The organism is Paenibacillus sp. J31P316, from assembly GCF_056269105.1.
In genome coordinates this window covers 362,578-385,486 of record NZ_JBWDNI010000005.1, presented here as the reverse complement: position 1 = coordinate 385,486, position 22,909 = coordinate 362,578, and the positions used below count along the sequence as shown (strand labels likewise).

Genomic DNA, 22,909 nt, shown 5'->3' with positions numbered 1-22,909 from the left:
AGGGGCGACCATGCTGACGTTCTTACGAAAATCCAACCTTGCTTCGGTCGGAGTCAAGGTATTCGGCTTCTATGCAGCCAGCATTCTCATTATCGTGACCGTCATGGGCTATCTATCGTACGGCAAATCGGCGGAAATCATCGAAACCAAGGTCGGCGGCATGGCGCTTCAGAACGTGCATCAACTGAGCAAACGGATCGACACGATCCTGGCGGGCTACGAGGACCGGTCGATGCTGGTCTTGGGCAACAAGGAGATCCAGAAGCAGCTAAGCGGCAAGTTCCGCAGCCAGCTGGAGCGAATCGACACGAACAATGCCAACACGGCTTTTCTCGCGAATCTCGTGAATTCGCGGAACGACATGCAAAATATTTATTTGCTGGGCGAGCGAGGCGCTTCCTTCCGTTATTCGCCGCGGGACTCCTTCCCGGTCTTTAACCCGTACTCGGCCGACTTCTCCAATACGACCTGGTATGACCGCATCCGCAAGGCGGACGGCGGCATCGTCTACTTCGGCATCGGGCCTTCGCTTATCCGGGGCGCGGAACCGAACGCCAAGCCCGTCTTTTCCTTCGGCCGCGCGGAGAGAGACATCGACAGCGGCGGCGAGATTATCGGCGTGCTGCTGTACGAGGTGGAAGCGGTGGAAATTACGGATCTGTTGTCGGAGATCGACTACGACGGGTCGGGCATGAACGTCTTGGTCGACAATGACGGGGGGATCGTCGGCGACAAGGACGGCCTGCTGGGGGCGACCCGCCTCGGTCTGCCTTTATCGAACGCCCGCCAAGGCCTGTTCGGCCGCACGATCGACGGGGAGAAGAAGCTGGTCGTCTACGATCGGCTCGAGACGGCGGATTGGACGCTGGTCGGCATGCTGCGCGGCGCGAATCTGATGAAGGAAGCGCGCGATATCCGGTGGTACATGCTAATGCTCGGACTTGCGTGCTTCACGATCGGCATCTTGCTGGCGGTCTTTATCGCCGCTTCGGTCCACCGGCCGCTTCATCGGATGATCCGCGCCATGCGCAGAGCAAAGAACGGCGATTTCGACGTGCGCATCGCGGACAAGCGCGAGGATGAATTCGGTTATCTGTTCATTCATTTCAATGGCATGGTGTCGCGTATCAAAGAGCTGATCAACGAGCTTTACGTGCAGAAGCTGCTGGAGCAGGGGCTGCAGCTGAAGATGCTGGGCTCGCAGATCAACGCGCATTTTCTGTACAATACGCTCGATTCCGTGCATTGGATCGCCCGCATTAACAAGGTGGACGACATCAGCACGATGGTATTCGGCTTGTCCAAGTATTTGCGCCTCAGCTTGAGCGAGGGCAGGGACGAGGTCGACGTCGACCAAATCGTGCAATTGATCGACAGCTACATCATGATTCAGAAAGTCCGTTACCGCGATAAGTTTGCCATGCATCTGCATGTGGAGGAGACGCTGGGCGAGTACAAGGTACTGAAATCCATCTTCCAGCCGATCGTGGAGAACGCCATATATCACGGATTGGAGAAGAAGCCGGGCAAAGGAAGGCTCGACGTCTCGTTCCATCGGGAGGGCGGCTGCCTGAAATTCGTCGTCGTCGACGACGGGAATGGCATGCAGCCAGACAGGCTGAGCGAGCTGCGGCAGCTGCTGCAAAGCGAGGCGGCCATCGAGGGAAGCCATTTTGCGCTCCGCAACATCAACGCCCAAATCCAAATCGCCTACGGTGCGCAGTATGGCATCGAGATCGACAGCAGCTGCGGGCTAGGCACCCGCGTCGAACTGACGATTCCGCTGATCAAGGGAGGCTCTGCCAGGCAAATCAGCTAATTCCGCCGCGGTATGCCGGAGATTACGGATAGCGCGAGGCAAAGGAGGAGGACTGGAATGTTCAAGACGGTGTGGATGCGCAAGAAGGCGGCCGTGCCGCTGTTGGCCGTGCTCGCGGCGGCCGTGCCGCTGCTGCACGCCTGCGGCAATGGCGCCGATAACGGGGCCGGGGCGGGCAGCGCGGCCAAGGAAGCCGGCGATCCGGTGACGATCAGCTTCTGGTTCCCGTGGGGCGGAGACTTCGAGAAGGAATTCCGCGACAACGTGGTCGATCCCTTCGAGAAAAGCAACCCCGATATCAAAGTCCGGATGAGCTTCGTGGAGAATTCGGACAATTCGCAGGCGTCCGACAAGCTGCTGACGGCCATTGCGGGCGGCAAAGCGCCGGACGTCGCGATGTTCGACCGTTTCCTCGTGGGCGAGTGGGCCGCGATGGACGCGCTGGAGGACTTGTCCGCGGAGGCCGAGTCGGACGGGATGGCAGACCTCTATTATCCCAACGTATGGTCGGAGACGCAGTACGAGGGGAAGACGTACGCGCTGCCTTGGAACGTGGACAGCCGCGCCATGTACTACAACAAATCCATGATGAAGGCAGCCGGCCTCGATCCCGATAAGCCGCCGAGAACGATCGCCGAGCTGGACGACATGGCGGAACGGATGTTCAAGCGCAACGGAAAGGGAGAATACGAGCAAGTGGGTTTCATCCCTTGGCAGTCGCAAGGTTTCTTGTATACGTACGGCTGGAATTTCGGCGGGGAGTGGGAGCGGGACGGGAAGCTGACGCTCGATGATCCGGCGATTCTGCAGGCGCTGCAGTGGATGCAGGGGTACGCCAAGAAATACGACGCCGCGAAGCTGGAACGTTTCTCCGACGAACTGAGACAGGCCGGTACGAATCCGTTCGTGTCCGGCAGGGTCGGATTCGCCATGGAAGGCAATTGGCTGCTCAACGGGATAGGTTCGGCACGCTTCGAATGGGGCGTGACGCCGATGCCCACGACGGACGGAAGCTCATCCGGGTCCTGGTCGGGGGGGTGGTCGTTCGTGATGCCCAAGGGCGCCGAGCATAGCGAGCAGGCATGGCGGTTCATGAAATTCATCGCCGGCAAAGAGGGATCGCTGCTGTGGGCAGGCCGCGCGGCCGCGGCGAAGTACGATCTGACCAGCATTCCGGAGGTGAACGAGCGGCTCGGTTTGGACGAGAAGAAGAATTTGCGCGTATTCGTCAAGCTGCTGGAGCACGCCCATATTCGTCCGGTGACGCCGGTCGGCGGCTTCATGTGGGACGAGCTCTACCGCGTGCAGCGATTGGCCGTCAGCCTGCAGGGGGAACCCAAGGCGCTGCTGAGCGAGATGAAGAAGAAGGTCGACGCGGAGCTGGCCAAGGTGAAGGCGAGATCGCCCGGAGGCGGAGGCTGAGCCCGCAGCCTTGGATAAGGCATTCACAGCGCGTTGAATTCATGGCATGAAGGAATCATTGCATTATGGAATCATAGCATGAAGGAATCGCGGCAATACGGATTCATGGCGTTAATATTCGCTGCGTGAAATGGTTTTGAAATAGAGGCTGCCCCGACGTCGTGGATGGTGACGACGCCGGGGCGGCCTTTGCTTTGCGTATCCGGCCGCATGAAATCGGGTCAAAATACTACACCAAACCTCAAGGCGCTCGCATTACCCCTGTCCGGGAATCCCTCTAAACTAGAAGGAGGTTGACCGATTCCCAATCGACCATATCGAGGAGGCTTGAAGGTGAACAAAAGAAGAAAGAGCATGCAGGCGAGACCGGAGAGGATTAAGATCTTTGCGGCCGTGCTCGCGCTGAGCGTGGTATTGACGGGCTGCGGAGGGTCGAACGGGGGCGGCGAATCGGATACGGCGGGCTCGAGCGGTAATGCCGACGCCGATGCCGGAGCGAACGCGAACAAGCCAGGTACGGGCAACGCAGCGGCTACGGGCGACAAGAACGCGAACAATGCGGCAGGCGACGATGCCGCCGCAAGCAGCGGGGAGAAGATCACGCTTACGTTATGGGGATGGAGCGGCAAGTTCCAGACGGATTTCACGAAGATCGTGCTCGGCGAATTCGAGAAAGAACACCCCAACATCAAAGTGAAATACATGCCCGATCAGGGCGGCAACGACAAGCTGACCACGTTGATCGCCGGCGGCACCCCGCCGGACGTGGCGATTTTGGACCGCTTCTTGGCCGGCGCCTGGGCGGCCAAAGGTTCCCTGGAGAGCTTGACGCCTTTCCTCGAGATGGACAGCGACATCAGCGGCAACGATTACTACCCGGCCGTCTGGGCGGAGGGAAACTACAATAACGAAGCGTACGCGATGCCGTTCGGAACGGACAACCGCGGGATGTATTACAACAAGACGCTGATGAAGGAAGCGGGCCTCGATCCGAACAAGCCGCCGACGACTATCGACGAGCTGGACAGCATGGCGGAGAAGATCTTCAAGAAATCGACCAGTGGCGGCTACGAACAGGTCGGTTTTATTCCTTGGATGGCCCAGAGCTATCTGTACACGCAAAGCTGGAACTTCGGCGGCGAGTGGACGAAGGACGGGGAATTGACGCCGAACGATCCGCAAATCGTGAAAACGCTCGAATGGATGACGGGTTACGCCAAGAAATACGACATGGCCAAAATCAACAAATTCAACGACGTCATGGGCAAGACCGGCATCAACCCGTTCTGGACGGGCAAGGTCGGCTTCATGGTCGACGGCAACTGGATCCTGAACGATCTGAAGAGCAACGCCAAGGTCAAGCCGACCTTCGAATGGAGCGTCGCGCCGATGCCTTCGGAGGACGGCTACCCGCAGACGACATGGGCCGGCGGCTGGTCCTTCGCCATGCCTAAGGGAGGCAAGCATCCGCAAGAAGCATGGGAGCTGCTTAAATTCATTACCGGTTACAAAGGCACGCTGCTCTGGGCCAAACGCGCGGACGCGGGCAACGATATCACGGCCATGCCGAAGGTCAACGAGGAAATCAAAATCGCGGACAATCCGCAGCTCAAAGTATTCCTGGACATGATGCCGAACGCTCATTTCCGTCCGGTTACCCCGGCCGGCCAGAAGATGTGGGACGAGACGTTCCGCGTGCAGGACCTCGCGTTGAACGGCAAGGGCGAACCTAAGAAACTGTTGGACGAAGTCAAGAAGAACGTGGACAGCGAGCTGAAGAAACTGCAGGCCAAATAGCGAACGGATTCGGAAGGGGGCGGGAAGCCGCACCCCTTTCCCGCGCGCGGCGCGGCCGAAACGAAACGATAAAGAGGTGAAGGGCTTGAATCGGCAGCGGAACAAGGCATGGAAACGGAAGCGGGCAGCGCTGGTCGCGATAGCCTGCTTGGTCCTCCTCGCGACCTTTGGCGACAACCCTCAATCCTACGCCAGCGAGCGATTGCGGGATCGCGCCCAGAATCAAGGGAATCTGCAGACGGACGCGGAGCAGCTGTCCATGGACGCCATCCTGCAGCCGACCTATGGCAAGACGCTGGCCGCCTATGAGGAGCAGGGCTATAAACCGGCGGATCAGCCGGACGACGCGTGGAACGCGAATCGATATTCGGCGTTCGGAGGCGCGAAGCCGCAGGCGAAGACGGTGGACGGGCAGGCCGGAGCGATGGTCTGGGACAAGGCGACGACGTGGCTGGAATGGACCGTGGACGTGCCGGCGGACGGCCTCTACAATTTGAACGCCCGCTATTATCCGCTGGCAGGGAAGCGGCTGCCGATCCAGCGCGAGCTGCTGATCGACGGGAAGAGTCCTTTCCGCGAAGCGCAGCGCATTTATTTCTATCGCAATTGGCTCGATCAAGGCGAAGTGCTCCTGAACAATCAAGGCGACGAGGTGCGCCCGAAGCAGATCGAGCGGCCCGTATGGATCGAACAGCCGATCAGCGACGGAAACGGGCTGTATCCGGAGCCTTTCCAGTTTTATTTCACGGCGGGCAAGCATACGATCCGCATGAATTTTCTGACCGAAGCGATGGCGGTAGACCGGATCTCGCTGACGTCGCCGAAGCAGCCGCCAAGCTACGGGGAGGTGCAGCAAGCGTACCTGGCGCAAGGCTTGGAGCCTGTTCTGGACGTCAGCGTCAAGGTGCAGGCGGAGAATAATCCGACCAAATCCGATCCGACGATCCGCAGGGAATCCAACGGCGATCCGCTCACGGAGCCGGCGGGAGACGGCAGGATCCGGCTGAACGCCTTCGGCGATTGGCGCTGGAGGAAGGGCGGCCAGAAAGCCTCTTGGACGTTCGAGGTGCCGAAGGAAGGGTTGTACAAAATCGGATTGAAATTCGGGCAATGGTGGGGCGACGGACTGCCGTCCTATCGCCAAATTCTAATCGACGGCGAGGTTCCGAACAAGGAAATGGAGCTCTATCCGTTCAGCTACTCGCGGAACTGGCGAATCGAGACGCTGCATCGGGATAACCCCAAGACGGGAGAGGCCGAGCCGCTGTTGATGCATCTGACGGCGGGCGAACACACGATTACGATGGTCGCCGAGGTCGGCCCGTATCAAGGCATCGTCGAAGCGTTGACGGAGGATACGCAGAAGCTGTCCGATCTCTATAGGCGCATCATCATGGTCACGGGGCCGACGCCGGATCCGAACTTCGAATACGAGCTGGGGAAGAAGGTGCCGGAACTCGTCGAGGACTTGAAGGCCATCGCCGACAATCTCCTCGTGCAGATGGACGCGCTGACGTCGATATCCGAGAAGGTTCCGAGCACGGTAAGCAGCCTGCGCATGATGAACCATACCTTCGAACGGATGGTCAAGAATCCCGATTCGATTCCGCGGCAGCTCTCGGAGCTCAGCAACAGCCAAACCAGCCTGAGCACGCTTTTGACGGGCCTTCAGAACGTACCGCTCGTGCTGGATTACCTGCTGATCAGCGCGCCGGACACGGATTATCCGAGCGTGAAGTCGAATATCTGGCAGAAGTCCGTCAGCACGCTGAAGAACTTCGCCGCTTCGTTCACGAAGGATTACACGGGCGTGGGCAGCGTCTACGGCGACGGCAAGGGCGCGGCTGCGAAGGAAGAAGGACCGGTGCTCGAAGTATGGGTATCCCGGGGCAAAGAGTGGGCGGAGATCATGAAGGAGATGGCCGAGGAGGATTTTACGCCGAAGACGGGCATTCGCATCAACGTGAATACGCTGCCCGCCGGCCAGTTGAACTCGGGGTCCGTCAATACGCTGCTGCTGGCGGCGAGCTCCGGCAAGGCGCCGGACGTGGCGACGGGCGTCGACGCGCATCTGCCGGTCGAGTTCGCGATCCGGGATGCCACCGTCGACTTGTCGAAGTTCCCGGATTACGAGGAAGTAAGCAAACGATTTCTTCCGGGCGCGCTCATTCCGTTCCGTTACAACGGCGGCAACTTCGCGCTCCCGGAGACGCAGGATTTCAACGTGCTCGTCTACCGCAAGGATATCCTGAAGGAGCTCGGCGTCAGCGTGCCGCAAACCTGGGAGGATACGTACGCGATGCTGCCGGTCCTGCAGCAGAACGGGATGCAGATGTATTATCCGATCTCGTCCCTCGGATTCATGCCGTTCCTCTATCAGAACGGCGGCGAATTCTATCAAGCGGACGGCAAGAAGTCGGGCTTGGATTCGCCGGAAGCCTTTCAAGCGTTCACCGAATGGACGGAGCTGTACACGAACTATAAATTCCCGGTGTCGGCCAATTTCTTCAACCGGTTCCGCACCGGGGAGATGCCAATCGGAATCGCGGATTATCTGACCTACGTGCTGCTGTCGACCGCGGCGCCCGAATTGGTGGGACGCTGGGGCGTCGCGCCGTCGCCGGGCCATGAGAAGGCGGACGGCACCATCGACCGCACGAGCGGCGGGAACGTCCAGTCCGTCGCGATCTTCAAGCAGTCGCAGCATCAGGAGGAAGCCTGGGAGTTTCTGAAATGGTGGACCAGCACGGAGAGCCAAGTGCAGTTCGGCCAGGAGCTGGAGGCGCTGCTCGGCGTCGAGGCGCGCTGGAACACGGCCAACGTCGAAGCTTTCACGCAGCTGCCGTGGCCGGAAGACGACTTGAAGGCGCTGACGGATCAATGGAAGTTCTACAAAGAGCAGCCGTACGTGCTCGGCGGCTACTTCACGGCGCGCAACATCGATAACGCATGGAACCGCGTCGTTCTGGGCGGGACGAATATACGGGAATCTCTCGAGCAGGGAATCAAGGACATTAACAAAGAGCTCGCAGCCAAGCAAAAGGAATTCGGGTTCTCGCCGGATTAGCGGCCTTGGGAGGAGGAGCGGCATGGAAAGCAGCGTGGAAATAACGAATCCGCTTCGGGTGACGGCCGAGAAGCCGAAGCGGTTGAAATGGAAATTGACGCAGGCAGGGAAGAAGGCGGCGCTGGGGTATCTGTTCCTCAGCCCCTTCCTCATCCTCTTCATCGTGTTCACGGTCGTTCCGGTCATTCAGTCCGTGTATCTCAGCTTCACCTATTACAACATGCTCCAGCCGGCGAAATGGGTCGGCCTCTCGAATTACAGCGTCTTGTTCCTGGAAGACGATACCTTTATCAAGTCGATCAAGAACACGTTCGTGTTCGCGATTATCGCCGGCCCGCTAAGCTACTGCCTCTCGTTCATGCTGGCATGGGTGATCAACACGCTGCGGGCCAAGATGCTGTTCTCCCTGGCGTTCTACGTGCCTTCAATTACGAGCGGGATCGCGCTCTCCATCGTCTGGCTGTACATTTTCTCCGGGGACCGCTACGGCCTGTTGAACAATTGGATGCTGAGCTGGGGCATGATCAGCGAGCCGATCCTCTGGACGACCGATCCCGACAGGATCATGCCGGTCATCATTATCGTGTCCTTGTGGATGAGCATGGGAACGGGCTTTCTGGTCTTCCTCGCGGGGCTCCAGAACGTCTCGCCCGAGCTGTACGAGGCAGGCGCGATCGACGGCATCTCCAACCGGTTCCAGGAGCTGTGGTACATTACCGTGCCGCTGATGAAGCCGCAGCTGCTGTTCGGCGCGGTCAACTCCATCGTCGCCGCGTTCGGGGTGTTCGACATCGCCGTGGCCATCGCCGGTATGCCGAGCCCGAACTATGCAGGCCATACGATCATCTCGCATTTGTTCGATTATGCTTTCATTCGCTTCGAGCTTGGCTATGCCTCTTCCATCGCGGTGTTCCTGTTCTTCTTGACCTTCGGCCTCGGCCGGATCGTGATGAAGCTGCTGTCGTCCAAAGAACAATAGGGGGGCCGAAGGACGTGACGATGAAATACGCGAAATTTGTTGCCCGCTTCAACAGGGGATTGCTATACGCATTCATGATCGCGCTGGTCGGATTCACGGCGCTGCCGATCATCTACATGGTATCGACGGCCTTCAAGCCGTTGAACGAGTTGTTTCTGTATCCGCCGACCTTCTTCGTCCGCAAGCCGACGCTGCGCAGCTTCTTCGACTTGCTGACCGCCACGGACAGCTCGGTCGTCCCGTTCACGCGCTATATCTTCAACAGCGTGTTCGTCTCCGGCTCCATCGTGGCGGCCAGTCTGATCGTCTGCTGCCTCGGCGCGTTCGTGCTGTCCAAATTCAGGCCGCCGGGCGCGGGCTTCATCTTCGCGGTCATCCTGTCCGCGCTGATGTTCGCGCCGCAGGTGACGCAGATTCCGACCTATATGATCGTATCGAAGCTCGGTCTCGTCAATACCTATTGGGCGCTCATTCTGCCGAAGATCGCCGTCGCCTTCAACATCTTCCTGATGAAGCAGTTCTTCGATCAGATTCCGGACGCCTTGATCGAGGCGGCCCATATCGACGGCGCGTCGGAGTGGAAGATATTCTGGAAGGTCATCATGGCGGTGAGCAAGCCGGCGTGGGCGACTCTGATCATCTTCTCCTTCATCGGCAACTGGAACGATTACTTCTCGGCGCTCGTGTTCACGACCAGCGAGACGATGAAGACGCTGCCGCTGGCCATCCAGACGCTGGCCGGAGGTCCCGGCGTCGTCGCGCGGTCGGGCGCGCTCGCCGCGGGCACGCTGCTGGTCACGCTGCCGCCGATCTTGATTTTCATGCTGTTCCAACGGCTGGTCATGAATACGATGGTTCATTCCGGGATCAAATCTTAGGGGGCGGAGAGGATGCACAAACGAATAACGGCGGCCGTACTCGGCTGTCTGCTGCTGCTGTGCGGCGGGCTGCCCGCCTATGCGCTCCCGCAAATGTCCTATACGATCGATCCCATGTACGGGTACAAGATTCCGATTCCGCTGACCTATTCGGTCGACAAGGTCATCCTGGACATCGGCGATCAAGGCTTCAATAAACCGAGCGACCTGTTCATCGACGACAAGGGACTGCTGTACGTAGCGGACACCGACAACGACCGGATCGTGAAATTGAACGCGGACGGGAAGGTGCTGGGGAGCTACGGCAAGGAGCAGGGCGTCGATCTCGATAAACCGGGCGGGATCTTCGTCGATCAGCTCGGCGATATGTTCGTCGCGGATACGGGGAACGGACAGGTCGTCCACCTCTCCCCGGACGGCAAGGTCATCGAAGCTTTCGTCAAGCCGGAGTCGAGCCTGCTCAGCCCGGACATGGAATTCGCCCCGGACAAAGTCATCTTGGACCGGCGCGGCTACCTGTACGTGCTCAACAAGAACGATTACAGCGGGTTTATGATGCTCGATGCGCTGAACCGATTCCGGGGCTATATCGGGGCGAACCGCATTCCGTTCGATTGGAAGAAGCTGCTTATCCGGGTAATGGCAACTCCGGAGCAGCGGGAGCAGCTGAACAACGAGGTTCCGCCGCAGAACGCGAACCTGACGCTGGACGGGAAGGGCTTCATCTATACGCCTACCGTGCTGATCGACACGGATCAGATCAAGAAGTTCAACGCCATGGGCGAGAATATCTACAAGAAGGCCGCGTTCGGCCAGTCTTCCATCGACAGCGGCACGATGGAGCTGCCCTACTTCGTCGATCTGGCCGTCGATCAATACGGAGTCATCAATGCGCTGGACGCGATGTCGCGCAAGATCTACCAATACGATCAAGAGGGCAACCTGCTTGCCGTGTTCGGCGGCCAAGGCGACGTGAAGAGCCGGTTCGAATACCCCGTCAGCATCGTGACGGACAAGGCGGGGAAGATTTACGTGCTCGACCGGGACCGGAACAACATTCAGATTTTCCAGCCGACGCGGTTCGCGGACTTGGTCCATCAGGCGAGCCAGCTGCATTACAGCGGGCGCTACCAGGAGGCGTTGGTCCCCTGGAAGGAAGTGCTGTCGATCGACGAGAACTATCCGCTCGCGCACCGCGGCGTCGCGAAAGCGCTGATGAAGGAAGAGCAATGGAAGGCGGCGATGAAGGAATTCAAGCTTGGCGAGGATCAGGACGGCTATTCGAAGGCTTTCGCCGAATACCGGCATGATATCATGCGCAAGTATCTCGGCTGGCTGATCATCGGCGCGGTGCTGATCGTTTATGCGGTATACCTCCTGGTGAGAGGGATGATTCGCATCACGAACACCGTAATAAGGAGGTACGGCTATTGAATAAAGCGTTGGTTATGAAACGGACCGGGCTGCGTTCGGCGCGGCTCGCCGTGGCGATTCTCTTCCGTCCGTCGGAGAGCTTCGAGGAGCTGCAGCGAACGAAGAATTTGATGGCGGCCTTCGTGCTGATCGTGCTGACCCTATGCGTCCGAATCGCGACGATCTACATGACGAGCTTCCATATTACTTCGCTTCAGCCCGAGAATGCCGACCTGAATCTCGAAGTGATCCGCTTCGTGGTGCCGCTGGTCTCCGGCGTCATCGCCTGTTATCTGATTACGGCGATCATGGACGGCGAAGCCCACTTCAGCCAAATTCTGACGGCGATGTCCTACGCCTTGATACCGTATATCGTGTTTGCCATTCCGCTCGCCGCCGTCTCCAGAATCATGTCCAGGGGCGAGCTCGGGCTGTACAACAGCATCAATCTCATCGTGTGGCTGTGGGTCGCGCTGCTGATCTTCATCCAGCTTAAGGTGCTGAACGATTATACGTTCTCGAAATCGATCGGCGTCATGCTCTTGTCCATCTTCGCCTTCGTGATCTTCTGGGGAACGGTCGGCCTCGTCTTCGCGCTGACGAACCATGTGCTGCAATTCGTTCGCGAGGTCATCGTAGAGGCCCGCTATTTAATGGAGAAGTGAGGAGGGGAACCCGATGAGGACAAAAGCCAAACGTTGGCTCTACTACGCAACCGTCGGCTGCATCGTCGGCGCGCTCGTGATCCTGGCGCTGCCTTCCCTGCGGAGTGCCGTCGATCGGGCGCGGACGGAGCTGGATCCGGCGAAAGCGGCCGCTGCCGCGGCAGCGGAAGCCGATGCGGCGGCCGAAGACGAACCGTCGGACGGAGAACCGGCCCCCGAGCCGGGGGATTACGCGAAGATCGCGCAGACGGACCGCCTGGAGCTGCTGTTCCGCGCCTCCGATTCCGCGATCGCCGTCAAGGACAAGAGCAACGGGCATCTCTGGGAGTCGGCCGTGCCGCAGAAGGAAATCAGCGCCGAAGGGAACGAGCTGTGGACGGCCAGCAGTCAGTCGATCTTCCACTTAACGTTCACGGACCCCGATCTGCCGGCGCTGGAAACGCAAGAGACCAATTCCGCGCTGGAGCGGCCCGAGATGAAGACGACCCCGCTTGATAACGGCATCTCCGTGCACTACGAGCTGCCGCGGCTGAAGATGAGCTTCGATATGAGCTTCGAACTGAAGGGCGATGCTCTGGAAGTTACGGTGCCGGGGGAAAGCATCAAGGAATCCAAGAACAACTGGCTGATGGCGATCTCGCCGCTTCCGTTCTTCGGCGCGGCGACGGATCGCGATCAAGGCTATTCCGTCTATCCGGACGGCTCCGGCGCGTTGTCTGCGTTCAAGCGCATTCATCCTTCGTACCTGAATCCTTACCGCGCCAGCGTGTACGGTCCGGACACCATCGATTTCAACAGCATGACGCGGCAGATGAACGCCATGCTGCCGATCTTCGGCCAGAAGGTCGGGGACAACGCCTTCCTCGGGATGATTACCGAAGGCGAGTACGACGCGAACATTCTGTTCTCCCCGAGCGGGTATCTGATCGATTTGAACCGCGTCTCCTCGGAGCTGGTCTACCGGCGGGATTACGAGGCGGTCAAGAAGGACGGGAACTTAACCAAGAAGCCCGAGAAAGACTTGATCCGGGAAGACCATACGATTCGCTACGTGTTCCTGAGCGGCGAAGAAGCCGACTACAGCCATATGGCCTCGGCTTACCGGCATTATCTGATAGACGAACAAGGCGTGCAGCCGCGGATCCAGAAGGGCGATCCCATTCCGTTCGGGCTCGACATGCTGATGGGCATCAAGCAGGATCGGATCCTGTTCGACAAGTTCATCGCGACGACGACGTTCCCCGAAGCGCAGCAGATCATGGAGGACTTGGGCCGGCAAGGCGTCGGCACCATCTCCGCGAATTTGCTCGGCTGGACCGGCAAGGGCTATCTCGCCTATCCGTCGGGAAATGAGCCGTCCGAGAAGCTGGGCGGGCTCGGCGGACTGGAGAAGCTGAGCGCGTATGCCAAGAAACAGGGGATTCAGCTGTTTCTGCAGGACAATTTCGTCGACGCCTGGAAAGGCATCGACGGGTTTTCCACGCGTACCGACGTCGTCGTGGGAGCGAATCATTTTGCCGTCACCGACCGGTACAGCGAGTCCTTCAACTTGAGCGCGGGCAAGCAGAACAAGCAGTTCCAGTCCAAGGTGCTCGATCCACTGCGCAAGCTGTCGATCACGGGCATCAATTTCGACGGCATCGGGTACCAGGACTACTACGATTACAATTCCGATTACCCGGCGACCCGCGAAGGCACGGCCGCGCATTGGATGCAAATGATGGAGAAGTCCGTGAAGCAGTTCGGCGGCGCGGCTTCGATCGGCGGCAACGGCTACAGCCTGAAGAACTCCTCGCGCCTGTTCGGCATTCCGATGGAGGACAGCGGTTACTTCTTCACCGACGAGACGATCCCTTTCTACCAGATGGTCGTGCACGGCCTCATCCCGTATTCCGGCGATGCGCAGAACCTGTTCTACGACCCGCAGCTGCAATACCTCAAGATGGTGGAGTACGGCTATATGCCGTATTACCAATTCACGATGAACTACGCCGACGAGCTGAAGGACACCTATTACAACGACCTGTTCAGCTCCGATTACAAGAGTTGGTCGGCGCAGGCGATCCGGCAGTACAAGGAAATGAACGAGAAGCTAGCGCCGCTGTGGTCCCAGGCCATGACGTCGCACCGGAAGCTCCGGAAGGATCTGTACGAGGCTGCCTACGAGGACGGCACGCGCGTCATCGTCAATTATTCATCGGGCGAGCTTCAGGCGGGATCGCATGCCGTGCCGGGCAAAAACTTCATCGTCGTGCCGAAGGAGGGCTAACATGAGAGGGAGAAGGCTCGGTCTCGAAAAGAAGAAAATGCTGGCCGGTTATGCCTATATCGCGCCATGGGCGATCGGCTTCGCGTTGTTCATGCTCTATCCTTTGGCGTATTCCGTCTGGCTGAGCTTCCACGAGGTGGCGAACGTCGGCAATTTCGAGCTGAAATCGGTCGGCTGGGGCAACTTCAACAAGGCGTTCGTGCTGGACACGAAGTTCATCCCCCTGTTTATCTCGGTCATCCAGGATGCGCTGATCAATACGCCGCTTATCCTTGTCTTCTCGCTGTTCATCTCGATCCTGCTCAATCACAATATCCGGGGACGCGCGTTCTTCCGGGCGGCGTTCTTCCTGCCCGTGCTGATCGGCTCCGGACTCGCGATGCAGCAGTTGCTGTACGCCGGCGTCGGGAAGGACACGATGGTCAACGGCATCGGGGTACCGGATGAAGTCTTTCTCTACATGGGGCCAACGTTCTCCCAGATCGTCTTCGACATGCTGAGCCGCTTGACCGTCATCTTCTGGAAGACGGGCGTGCAGATCCTGCTCTTCCTGGCCGGTTTGCAAGGCATCTCCGTGTCGCTCTACGAGTCCGCGAGATGCGACGGCGCGACGGAGTGGGAGATGTTCTGGAAGATTACCCTGCCGCTCATGACGCCGATCATCCTGCTTAATCTCGTCTATACGTGCGTGGATTCGTTCACGGACATCAACAACCGGATGATGGTTTATATCAAAGACATCGCCTTTACTAATATCGAGATGGGCTATGCCTCCAGCATGGGCTGGATCTACTTCTTGTTTATATTCCTTCTGCTCGTGCTCGTATTTGTATCTACCCGGCGATTGGTCGTGTACACCGGCGAAAAATAAGAAGCAAGGAGGCGTGCGCATCGTGAAGTCGATACCGGCATCGAAGGCGAAGTCGAGCTTGTCCGATCTCGCGCAGGCGAGCGTCCGCGGCAAAGCGGCGGCCGCGATCCGCAGCAACACCGTCATCAACCGAATCGCGAGCAAAAGCCGCTGGGTCGGATTCATCTACCGGCTGTTCGTTTATCTCATCCTGATCGATCTGGCGTTCGTATTTCTGTACCCGTTCATTTACATGACGACCACCGCGCTCAAGCAGCCCGCGGATCTGATGGATTTCACGATCAAATGGATTCCGACGAGCCTTGCTTGGGAGAACTTCTATTACGGCATGCAGGGTCTTCAGTTCTGGACGCATTTCAACAATTCGGCGTTGATCGCGGTCGTCAGCGTGATCGGGCAGGTGCTATCCTGCTCGTTCATCGCCTACGGCTTCGCCCGCATCAAGTTCCCGGGGCGGGAACTGCTGTTCGTCCTCTGCATGTTCACGATGATCATTCCGCCGCAGACGATCATCGTGCCGCTGTTCATGCAGTACAAGGCGATGGGCTGGCTCGACAGCGTGCTGCCGCTCGTCATTCCGTCCTTCTTCGGCAACGGGCTGCGGGGCGCGCTGTTCATCTTCATCTTCCGGCAGCTGTTCCGCGGCTTGCCTTGGGAGCTGGAGGATGCCGCGCGGGTGGACGGCTGCGGCAGCTTCCGGGTGTACTGGAAGATCATCATGCCGCTGACGCCGCCGGCGATCGTCGTCACGACGCTGCTCTCGCTCGTCTGGCACTGGAACGACTTCTTCGAACCGTCCATCTATCTGACGAGCGAAGAGAAGTTCACGCTGCCGATGATGCTCCCGCGGCTCTTTCAATCGCTGGATACGCTGACGGGCAGCACGTTCGAGGTGTTCAGCCTGCCGGTGGTCATGGCCGCGACGTTCGTCTCGCTCTTCCCGATGCTGCTCGTCTATCTGTTCTTGCAGCGGTATTTCATTCAGGGCGTGGAGCGGTCGGGGCTGGTTGAGTAGGAGGGAAAAGCATGACCTGCGGTCGGTAGGGGTCTCCAAGATTATGCTTTCGAAGCTGGTTTTCTTACGAAAACCCTCAGCTGTTGTAGTTCTGATTTCTTTGATTATATAAGTGACTATAGGTAGAAATCAGACTACAAAGGCGAACGCTTAAGGATTTTCGGAGAAAATCCACTTCGGAAGCATAAACTGCTTTTCCGACTCCCTCTCGACCTGCGGTCACTTTTTCACCTCTATTCAGGGTGGCGGAAAGGAAAACCTAAACCAAATTCGGGAGGTAAGGACAATTATGAGCAAAGTACGGATCGGTTTCATCGGCACGGGCGGTATCGCGGGGCTGCACGCCCGGCAGCTGCAGGAACTGCCGGAAGCGGAAATCACGGCCATCGCGGATACGAGCGAGGCCAGCCGCGAGCGGTTCACGGAGCGTTTCGGCCTATCGGACATCGGCGTCTTCTCGGACCATCGGGAGATGCTGCTGCAGGCGGGGCTCGACGCCGTCATCATTTGTTCGCCGCACACGCTGCATTTTCAACAGGCCTACGACGTTCTCGACAGCGGACGCCATGTCCTGATCGAGAAGCCGATGACCTGCTCCTCCGCGGAGGCGGAGCTGCTGCTGCGGAAGGCCGAAGACGCGGGCAAATTGATGCAAGTGTCCTATCAGCGCCACTTTCAGCCCGAATTCCTGTACATTCGCAATGCGATCGCGAACGGCGAGATCGGCAAGCTGACGTCCGTCACCGCCTCGCTGTATCAGCAATGGCGGCAAGGGTCGCCGGGCTCCTGGCGGGCGAATCCGGCTCTGTCCGGCGGCGGCTTCCTGATGGATTCGGGCAGCCACATCATCGACGTGCTGCTCTGGACGACCGGCCTGACGCCCGTCGAAGTGAAGCCGCAGCTGCATATGCACGGCTCGACGGTGGAGATCGATACCTTCACGTCGATCCGATTTGCCGAGGGTCAGGTGGCGGGGCTGAATCTGGTCGGGTACTCGCCGTGCTGGCACGAGACTTTCGTGTTCTGCGGCGAGGAAGGCGGCATCTTCTACGACAACGGCGCCATCACGCTTCGCCGCTTGAAGCAGGAGCCGATCGTGCCGGAACTTCCGGAACAGGTGACCAACCAGGACAAGAGCTTCATCGACGCCATTCTCGGGCGGCATGAGGTGCTGGTGCCGGGCGAGTTCGCCTTGAAGGTCGTGAAGCTGTCGGAGATGATCTACCAGGCCGCCGGTTACGAGCCGAACGCGACGGTGACGGACGCCGGGGAGGAACAGCCGGCATGAATATGAAGCTGGGCATGCGTATTCCGCCCAAGATCGGGGCGGAGGGGATGGAGAAGACGGCGGCGCTCGCGGCAGCCGCAGGGCTGGACGTGCTGGACCTGCCGCGGCTGACGCCGGAATGGAAAGCGGCCTGCGAAGGAGCGGGACTCGGCATCGGGTCCGTGGACGTTCGGCACACGGCGCAGCTGCTAAGCCGCGACGAAGCCCGACGCGCGGATGCGGCGGAGGCCGCGAAGCGGGACATGTCGGAGATCGCGGCGCTGGGCGGCCGCGTGCTGTTCATGTGCCTCGTGCCGGAAGATCGCACGCTGCCACGAAGCGAGGGCTTCGCGATCTGGAAGGAGACTTTCCCGGAGATCGTCAAGCATGCGGAGCGGGAGGGCCTCTACATCGCCATCGAGGGCTGGCCGGGACCGGCACCGCATTATCCGACGCTCGGCTGCACGCCGGAGATGTGCCGGGCCATGTTCAACGCCATTCCGTCGAAGCATTTCGGCTTGAACTACGATCCTTCCCATCTGGTCCGTCTGGGCATCGATTATATTCGCGCGCTCGGCGAATTCGGCGAACGCATCAACCACTGCCATGGCAAGGACACGGAGATTCTCCATGACGAGTTGTATGAATGCGGCGTGCTGGAGTCGACCTTCGGCGCGAAATTCGGTTTCTCCGAGGGCTCCTGGCGTTACACGATCCCGGGCCACGGCGAAGTCGACTGGGGCAAGGTTGCCGTTCGGCTCGATCGTCTCGGATATTCCGGCGCGGTCAGCATCGAGCTCGAAGACCACCGCTTCTGGGGTTCGCTTGCGGCGGAGAAGCAGGGCATCGAGAAAGCGGCGCAGCACTTGGCAAAGTACTTTAAATAAACGTCATCCGAACAATCTCGCTTCACAGCATTCAATTCGATATTTCATACGCTTTCCAAATTCAAAACGCCTCAAACGCGGTCATGACCGCGTTTGAGGCGTTTATTTGCGTTTCGGTTCACCGGCTTGCCGGCGCAGGTCCCGTTGAAGCGCGGGCGAGCAGCGACGTCGGCAGCAACGTTTCGATGATCGGCAGGTCAGGGTTGTCCAGCCGGCCGAGCAGCCGTTCCACGGCACATTCCGCATAGAGCGTGAGATTGACGTTCATCGTGGTTGTCGGGGGCGTCGCGAGCCGTGACAGATAGCCGTTGTCGAAGCTGATGATCGAGGCATCTTCCGGCACGCGGCGTCCCATCTGCTGCAGCGCCGAATTCACCATGAACCCGAAGCCGTCGTTGACGCAGAACCAGGCCGTCGGCAGCGATGGCAGAGCCGTCAGCCGCCGGCGTACGGCGTCGTTCTCCTCCACGGCATCGGTGATCAGCCATTCCTCCCGCAGCGGAAGCCCAAGTTCGAACGCTGCGAGCCGTATCCCTTCAAGCCGCTCGTAGTAACTCGGCGAAAGCCGGGTATTGCCGATGAACCCGATATCGTGGTGACCGAAATCGACGAGATGCCGTACGGCTTCGAAGGCGCTGAACCGATTGTTGGTCAGGACGGCATCCGCCTGCAGCGCGGGATGATGATGATCAATCAGCACTGCCGGAATGCCGGTGTCCAGCACGGCTTGAATGTAAGGCGTCGTAATGTGGGAGAGAATGAGCACGCCGTCTACCGTGCGTTCTTGCAGGAATTCCGGCAGCGCGAGCGAGCTTGCCTGCTCAGGGCTGATGGATTGTATGATAAGGCCGCAGCCGTTGCGGTTCAGTTCTTTATCGACGCTCAAATAAATATCGCCGAAGAAGCTCTTCATCGAAAACGCGTAGTCCGAGGCAATGAGGGCAATGATACGTTTGGAAGCCGCGGGCTCGATGAAATCGGTTTGGCGCTTCGCGTAGGTATAACCCAATTCGGCTGCCGTCTGCACGATCAGCCGCCGTGTTTCTTTGCTCACGCCGGGTTTTCCGGTCAATGCTTGAGAAACGGAATTTTTGGAGAGATTAAGCTTGTCGGCCACGTCTTGCATCGTCACTTTCGTTTTCAAAACCGTTAACCTCCGTTGCCGATTTGTTTCGGAATTCGGGAGAAACAGGTCTCCCATACCCCATTGTTCCCTAATCGCAAGGGCTCTGTCAAGTGGAACAATACGGGGCGGAATGCGGGATGGAAATTAAACCCACTATAAAGTAACGTTACAAACGTTACTAATTGACATGATTTAAATAGGATTATGTCGTTACTTTAAATTATTGTCACTTGACTACGTTAATTACAAGGAGCATAATAGGTCTCGTTATCACGTTACGTGTTAGGTTTGGCTCAGTCCTCTTCGTACAGCTTTCTCATTACATTACAGCATGGAGGGTTATTTAAAGATGAAGAAAAGAAATTCGGCATTACTTATGGTCACGCTTTCAGCAGTGCTGCTCTCGGCCTGCTCGACCGGACAAGGTACGTCAACGAACAATGGCGGCAATACTGCCGCAGGCGGCGTGACGACGATTGAATTCTGGGCGGCGCCGAATCCGACGCAGCAGGCGTACTGGCAAGAGATGGCCAAGGCGTACGAAGCCACCAACGATAAAGTAAAGATCAACGTCAGCGCGATCAAAGAATCGCCGACATCGGAAGCCAGCATTCAAGCGGCCATCGCCGCGAAGAGCGCGCCGACGATGTCCGAGAATATTAACCGCGGTTTCGCGGCGCAGCTGTCGGACAGCCAGGCGCTCGTGCCGCTCGATACGCTAGCCGGCTTCTCCGACGTGATCAGCGGACGCGATATGTCGAAGACGATCGAACCGTGGAAGTTCGCGGACGGCCATCAATACGTGCTGCCGATCTACTCCAACCCGATGCTGTTCGGCTGGCGCCTGGATACATTGAAGGAACTCGGCTATGACGCGCCTCCGAAAACCTATAGCGAAGTGCTTGAAGTAACCAAGAAACTGAAAGCCAAATACGGCGACAAGAAATATCTTTGGGCCAAAGCCGACCTTGCCGATCCGACGGCATGGAAGCGCTGGTTCGACTTCTACATGCTTTACGACGCGGCTTCCGCGGGCAACAAGTTCATTGAAGGCAGCAGCTTCACGGGCGACGAGAAAGCCGGCGTCAACGTGCTGACGTTCGTGGACAACATCCGCAAGGAGAAGGGCATTCTGGCCCGCCAAGCGACGGATCCGTTCGAGAACGGCACCGGTATTTTCACGGACGTGGGTCCTTGGACGTTCACGACATGGGCCGAGAAATACCCGAATCTGAAGTATAACGAAACGTACGCGCTGAGCATGCCTCCGGTACCGGACGACATCGATCCGGCCCAAAGCAAAACGTTCGCCGACACGAAAGGTCTCGTCATCTACGCGTCCGCGACGAAAGCGCAGCAGCAAGCAGCCGTCGACTTCATCAAATGGGTATACAGCGACTCCGCCAACGATGCGAAATGGTTCAAGGATACGAACCTGCCGCCGGCGCGCGACGATCTCTCGACCAATGAAGCATTTAAGCCGATTCTGGATGCAAGCCCTCAGCTGAAGCCTTACGCGGAGAATGTGCCGAACGCCGTACCTCCAATGGACAACGCGAAATACAACGACCTGCAAACGATTATCGGCGTTGAAGCGTTCAACAAGGTGGTCAAAGGCCAAATCGCCCCTGCGGACGGATGGGCAGCGATGAAGGCAGCACTGGAAAAAGCCCTTAAATAAGGGAGGATTCCAAACATGGAACAACGCAACAATAAATTGGGCTGGCTCTTCACCAGCCCTTATCTGATCTACTCCGTCATCTTCTTCTTCATCCCGTTGATTTGGACGTTCTTCTTGTCCGTCACGGACTGGAACTTGATCAAACCGACGTTCAATTTCGTCGGCATCAGCAATTTCTCGGACGCGCTGCGATCGCCTAACGTGCATGCGGCCTTCTGGAACACGTACCGCTTCATGTTGATTTTCGTTCCGCTCGTTACCGTGCTCGCCATCGGCGTAGCCGTGTTGGTTCATGGATTGCATCGCTTCAAGGGCTTGTTCCTGATCGGGTTCTTCCTGCCGTACCTCAGCTCGGGCGTCGTATCGGCGCTGATCGTCAAAGGTCTGCTGTCTTACACCAGCCCGGTCAATACCGCGCTGCGCGGCATCGGCATTAATGTCGACTGGCTCGGAACGCCGTTCACGGCGCTCTTCATCGTCGGTCTCATTCTCGCTTGGAAATTCACGGGCTACTATGCCCTCATTATTACGTCAGGCCTCGAGAGCATCGACAAGGAAGTGTACGAAGCAGCCGCGATCGACGGCGTCAAAGACGGCCAGCGATTCTGGCGCATCACGCTTCCGCTGCTGTATCCTTCGCTGTACACGACGCTGATCTTGGCGTTCGGCGTGACGTTCGGCATCTTCACCGAGGTCTACCAACTGACCGGAGGCGGTCCGGGCAATGCCACGAACACGTGGCAGATGGAGATTTTCAAGCAGGCGTTCTCGAACCTGCAGAGCGGTTACGCTTCGGCGGTAGCGCTGCTCGCTTCGATCGCGACCTTCATCTCGATCTACATCATCCGCAAATTACTGGAAGTTTGGGGGAAGCGCAATGGTTGGGTCTAAACGGCACAGCGGCGCAAGACGGACCGTCCGTTACGCGCTTGCCATCGTGCTTCTTCTCATCATGGTGTATCCGTATCTGTATATGGTGCTCAGCTCCTTCGCGGATTGGGCGCAAATCGACAAGACGCTTATCCCGACGAAGTTCACGCTGCGTTCGTACGATTGGCTGTTTACGGGCGGGGATACCGGCATCACGCGGCCTTGGCTGCATGCGTTCATGAACAGCGTGATCGTGTCGATCAGTTCCACGGTGCTGATGATGCTCTTTGGCGTCATGGTGGCCTATGCGTTAGCCAAGTTAAATTTCTTCGGGCGCAAAGCAATCGACAACTTCGTGTTGTTCCACATGTTCTTCCCAGCGATAATTCTGCTCATTCCGACGTTTATCATCGTCCAAAAGGTCGGATTGTACGATACGTATTTCGGGCTTATTCTGCCGAAAGCGGTCAGCCTGTGGGCGATCTTCATGTATACGAACTTCTTCAAGGCGGTGCCTCAGGTGTTCATCGAAGCGGCCCGTCTGGACGGAGCGTCGGATCTGAAAATCATGTACCGCATCATGCTGCCGATGTCGAAGTCGATCACGACCGTCATCTTCCTGTTCCTGCTCATGGAGCGCTGGACGGAGCTGCTGTGGGACATGATCGCCGTCAAGAGCGATTCGATGCTGACGCTGAACGTGCTTCTCTCGCAGATGTTCGGACCGTACGGTTCGTTCCCGGGACCGTTGTATGCGGCATCGACGATTTTGACGCTGCCGATCATTGTCATGTTCGTCATCTTCAGCAAGAAGTTCAAAGAAGGCATGCAGTTTAACTTGAAATAAAGCAGTGCAGTTGAAGTAGAAATAAAGCAGCAGTTG

The 22,909-nt window shown here is 58.2% G+C and carries 17 protein-coding genes; 16 read left to right on the top strand and 1 reads right to left on the bottom strand.

The window, feature by feature from the left end:
• Positions 1-10 precede the first annotated feature (10 nt).
• The 13 genes from AC0YNU_RS19135 to AC0YNU_RS19075 all read left to right on the top strand — a co-directional run bounded on the left by AC0YNU_RS19135 (position 11) and on the right by AC0YNU_RS19075 (position 18,349).
• The gene (locus AC0YNU_RS19135) at positions 11-1,819 is read left to right on the top strand and encodes a cache domain-containing sensor histidine kinase (RefSeq protein WP_475759492.1); all 1,809 of its coding nucleotides are present in this window, start codon (positions 11-13) and stop codon (positions 1,817-1,819) included.
• 57 nt (positions 1,820-1,876) lie between these two features.
• Positions 1,877-3,241 (top strand): ABC transporter substrate-binding protein, encoded by a 1,365-nt coding sequence (locus AC0YNU_RS19130; protein WP_475759491.1) that lies wholly within the window; start codon positions 1,877-1,879, stop codon positions 3,239-3,241.
• A 333-nt stretch (positions 3,242-3,574) separates the two neighbouring features.
• Positions 3,575-5,038, top strand: a complete 1,464-nt coding sequence (locus AC0YNU_RS19125; RefSeq protein WP_475759489.1) for an ABC transporter substrate-binding protein — start codon at positions 3,575-3,577, stop codon at positions 5,036-5,038.
• Positions 5,039-5,123: 85 nt separating this feature from the next.
• A complete protein-coding gene (locus tag AC0YNU_RS19120) occupies positions 5,124-8,105 on the top strand; it encodes an extracellular solute-binding protein (protein WP_475759487.1) in 2,982 nt (993 codons plus the stop codon).
• 22 nt (positions 8,106-8,127) lie between these two features.
• On the top strand, positions 8,128-9,084 hold the full coding sequence (locus AC0YNU_RS19115) for a carbohydrate ABC transporter permease (protein WP_475759485.1): 957 nt from the start codon (positions 8,128-8,130) through the stop codon (positions 9,082-9,084).
• A 20-nt stretch (positions 9,085-9,104) separates the two neighbouring features.
• Positions 9,105-9,962, top strand: coding sequence for a carbohydrate ABC transporter permease (locus AC0YNU_RS19110; protein WP_475759567.1), 858 nt, complete (start codon positions 9,105-9,107; stop codon positions 9,960-9,962).
• Positions 9,963-9,974: 12 nt separating this feature from the next.
• Positions 9,975-11,396 (top strand): SMP-30/gluconolactonase/LRE family protein, encoded by a 1,422-nt coding sequence (locus AC0YNU_RS19105; RefSeq protein ID WP_475759484.1) that lies wholly within the window; start codon positions 9,975-9,977, stop codon positions 11,394-11,396.
• Positions 11,393-12,040, top strand: a complete 648-nt coding sequence (locus AC0YNU_RS19100) for a Yip1 family protein (protein ID WP_475759482.1) — start codon at positions 11,393-11,395, stop codon at positions 12,038-12,040. The genes AC0YNU_RS19105 and AC0YNU_RS19100 overlap by 4 nt, the downstream gene beginning before the upstream one ends.
• 13 nt (positions 12,041-12,053) lie before the next feature.
• On the top strand, positions 12,054-14,309 hold the full coding sequence (locus AC0YNU_RS19095; protein WP_475759480.1) for a DUF5696 domain-containing protein: 2,256 nt from the start codon (positions 12,054-12,056) through the stop codon (positions 14,307-14,309).
• Position 14,310: 1 nt separating this feature from the next.
• Positions 14,311-15,180 carry a carbohydrate ABC transporter permease gene (locus tag AC0YNU_RS19090; RefSeq protein WP_475759478.1) on the top strand — a complete coding sequence of 290 codons (870 nt, stop codon included), beginning with the start codon at positions 14,311-14,313 and terminating at the stop codon, positions 15,178-15,180.
• 22 nt (positions 15,181-15,202) lie between these two features.
• On the top strand, positions 15,203-16,195 hold the full coding sequence (locus AC0YNU_RS19085; protein WP_475759476.1) for a carbohydrate ABC transporter permease: 993 nt from the start codon (positions 15,203-15,205) through the stop codon (positions 16,193-16,195).
• Positions 16,196-16,484: 289 nt separating this feature from the next.
• Complete coding sequence (locus AC0YNU_RS19080; protein ID WP_475759474.1) at positions 16,485-17,483, top strand: Gfo/Idh/MocA family protein; 999 nt, start codon at positions 16,485-16,487, stop codon at positions 17,481-17,483.
• Positions 17,480-18,349: a sugar phosphate isomerase/epimerase family protein gene (locus AC0YNU_RS19075; protein WP_475759472.1), complete on the top strand. Its 870-nt coding sequence runs from the start codon at positions 17,480-17,482 to the stop codon at positions 18,347-18,349. The genes AC0YNU_RS19080 and AC0YNU_RS19075 overlap by 4 nt, the downstream gene beginning before the upstream one ends.
• 118 nt (positions 18,350-18,467) lie before the next feature.
• Here the strand turns inward: AC0YNU_RS19075 and AC0YNU_RS19070 are convergent, their stop codons facing one another.
• Positions 18,468-19,493, bottom strand: coding sequence for a LacI family DNA-binding transcriptional regulator (locus AC0YNU_RS19070; RefSeq protein WP_475759470.1), 1,026 nt, complete (start codon positions 19,491-19,493; stop codon positions 18,468-18,470).
• Positions 19,494-19,824: 331 nt separating this feature from the next.
• Here AC0YNU_RS19070 and AC0YNU_RS19065 point away from each other — a divergent pair, with 331 nt between their 5' ends.
• The 3 genes from AC0YNU_RS19065 to AC0YNU_RS19055 are packed head-to-tail and all read left to right on the top strand — an operon-like array spanning position 19,825 to position 22,873.
• Positions 19,825-21,156: an extracellular solute-binding protein gene (locus AC0YNU_RS19065; protein WP_475759468.1), complete on the top strand. Its 1,332-nt coding sequence runs from the start codon at positions 19,825-19,827 to the stop codon at positions 21,154-21,156.
• Positions 21,157-21,171: 15 nt separating this feature from the next.
• Positions 21,172-22,047, top strand: coding sequence for a carbohydrate ABC transporter permease (locus tag AC0YNU_RS19060; protein ID WP_475759466.1), 876 nt, complete (start codon positions 21,172-21,174; stop codon positions 22,045-22,047).
• A complete protein-coding gene (locus tag AC0YNU_RS19055) occupies positions 22,034-22,873 on the top strand; it encodes a carbohydrate ABC transporter permease (protein WP_475759464.1) in 840 nt (279 codons plus the stop codon). Before AC0YNU_RS19060 ends, AC0YNU_RS19055 begins: the two co-directional genes overlap by 14 nt.
• Positions 22,874-22,909 lie beyond the last annotated feature (36 nt).

Excerpts from the sequence above, each read along its gene's own strand:
- AC0YNU_RS19105 (WP_475759484.1), top strand. The coding sequence starts at position 9,975 with ATGCACAAACGAATAACGGCGGCCGTACTCGGCTGTCTGCTGCTGCTG.
- AC0YNU_RS19055 (WP_475759464.1), top strand. The coding sequence starts at position 22,034 with ATGGTTGGGTCTAAACGGCACAGCGGCGCAAGACGGACCGTCCGTTAC.
- AC0YNU_RS19090 (WP_475759478.1), top strand. The coding sequence starts at position 14,311 with ATGAGAGGGAGAAGGCTCGGTCTCGAAAAGAAGAAAATGCTGGCCGGT.
- AC0YNU_RS19080 (WP_475759474.1), top strand. The coding sequence starts at position 16,485 with ATGAGCAAAGTACGGATCGGTTTCATCGGCACGGGCGGTATCGCGGGG.
- AC0YNU_RS19130 (WP_475759491.1), top strand. The coding sequence starts at position 1,877 with ATGTTCAAGACGGTGTGGATGCGCAAGAAGGCGGCCGTGCCGCTGTTG.
- AC0YNU_RS19095 (WP_475759480.1), top strand. The coding sequence starts at position 12,054 with ATGAGGACAAAAGCCAAACGTTGGCTCTACTACGCAACCGTCGGCTGC.
- AC0YNU_RS19065 (WP_475759468.1), top strand. The coding sequence starts at position 19,825 with ATGAAGAAAAGAAATTCGGCATTACTTATGGTCACGCTTTCAGCAGTG.
- AC0YNU_RS19060 (WP_475759466.1), top strand. The coding sequence starts at position 21,172 with ATGGAACAACGCAACAATAAATTGGGCTGGCTCTTCACCAGCCCTTAT.
- AC0YNU_RS19110 (WP_475759567.1), top strand. The coding sequence starts at position 9,105 with ATGAAATACGCGAAATTTGTTGCCCGCTTCAACAGGGGATTGCTATAC.
- AC0YNU_RS19075 (WP_475759472.1), top strand. The coding sequence starts at position 17,480 with ATGAATATGAAGCTGGGCATGCGTATTCCGCCCAAGATCGGGGCGGAG.
- AC0YNU_RS19135 (WP_475759492.1), top strand. The coding sequence starts at position 11 with ATGCTGACGTTCTTACGAAAATCCAACCTTGCTTCGGTCGGAGTCAAG.
- AC0YNU_RS19115 (WP_475759485.1), top strand. The coding sequence starts at position 8,128 with ATGGAAAGCAGCGTGGAAATAACGAATCCGCTTCGGGTGACGGCCGAG.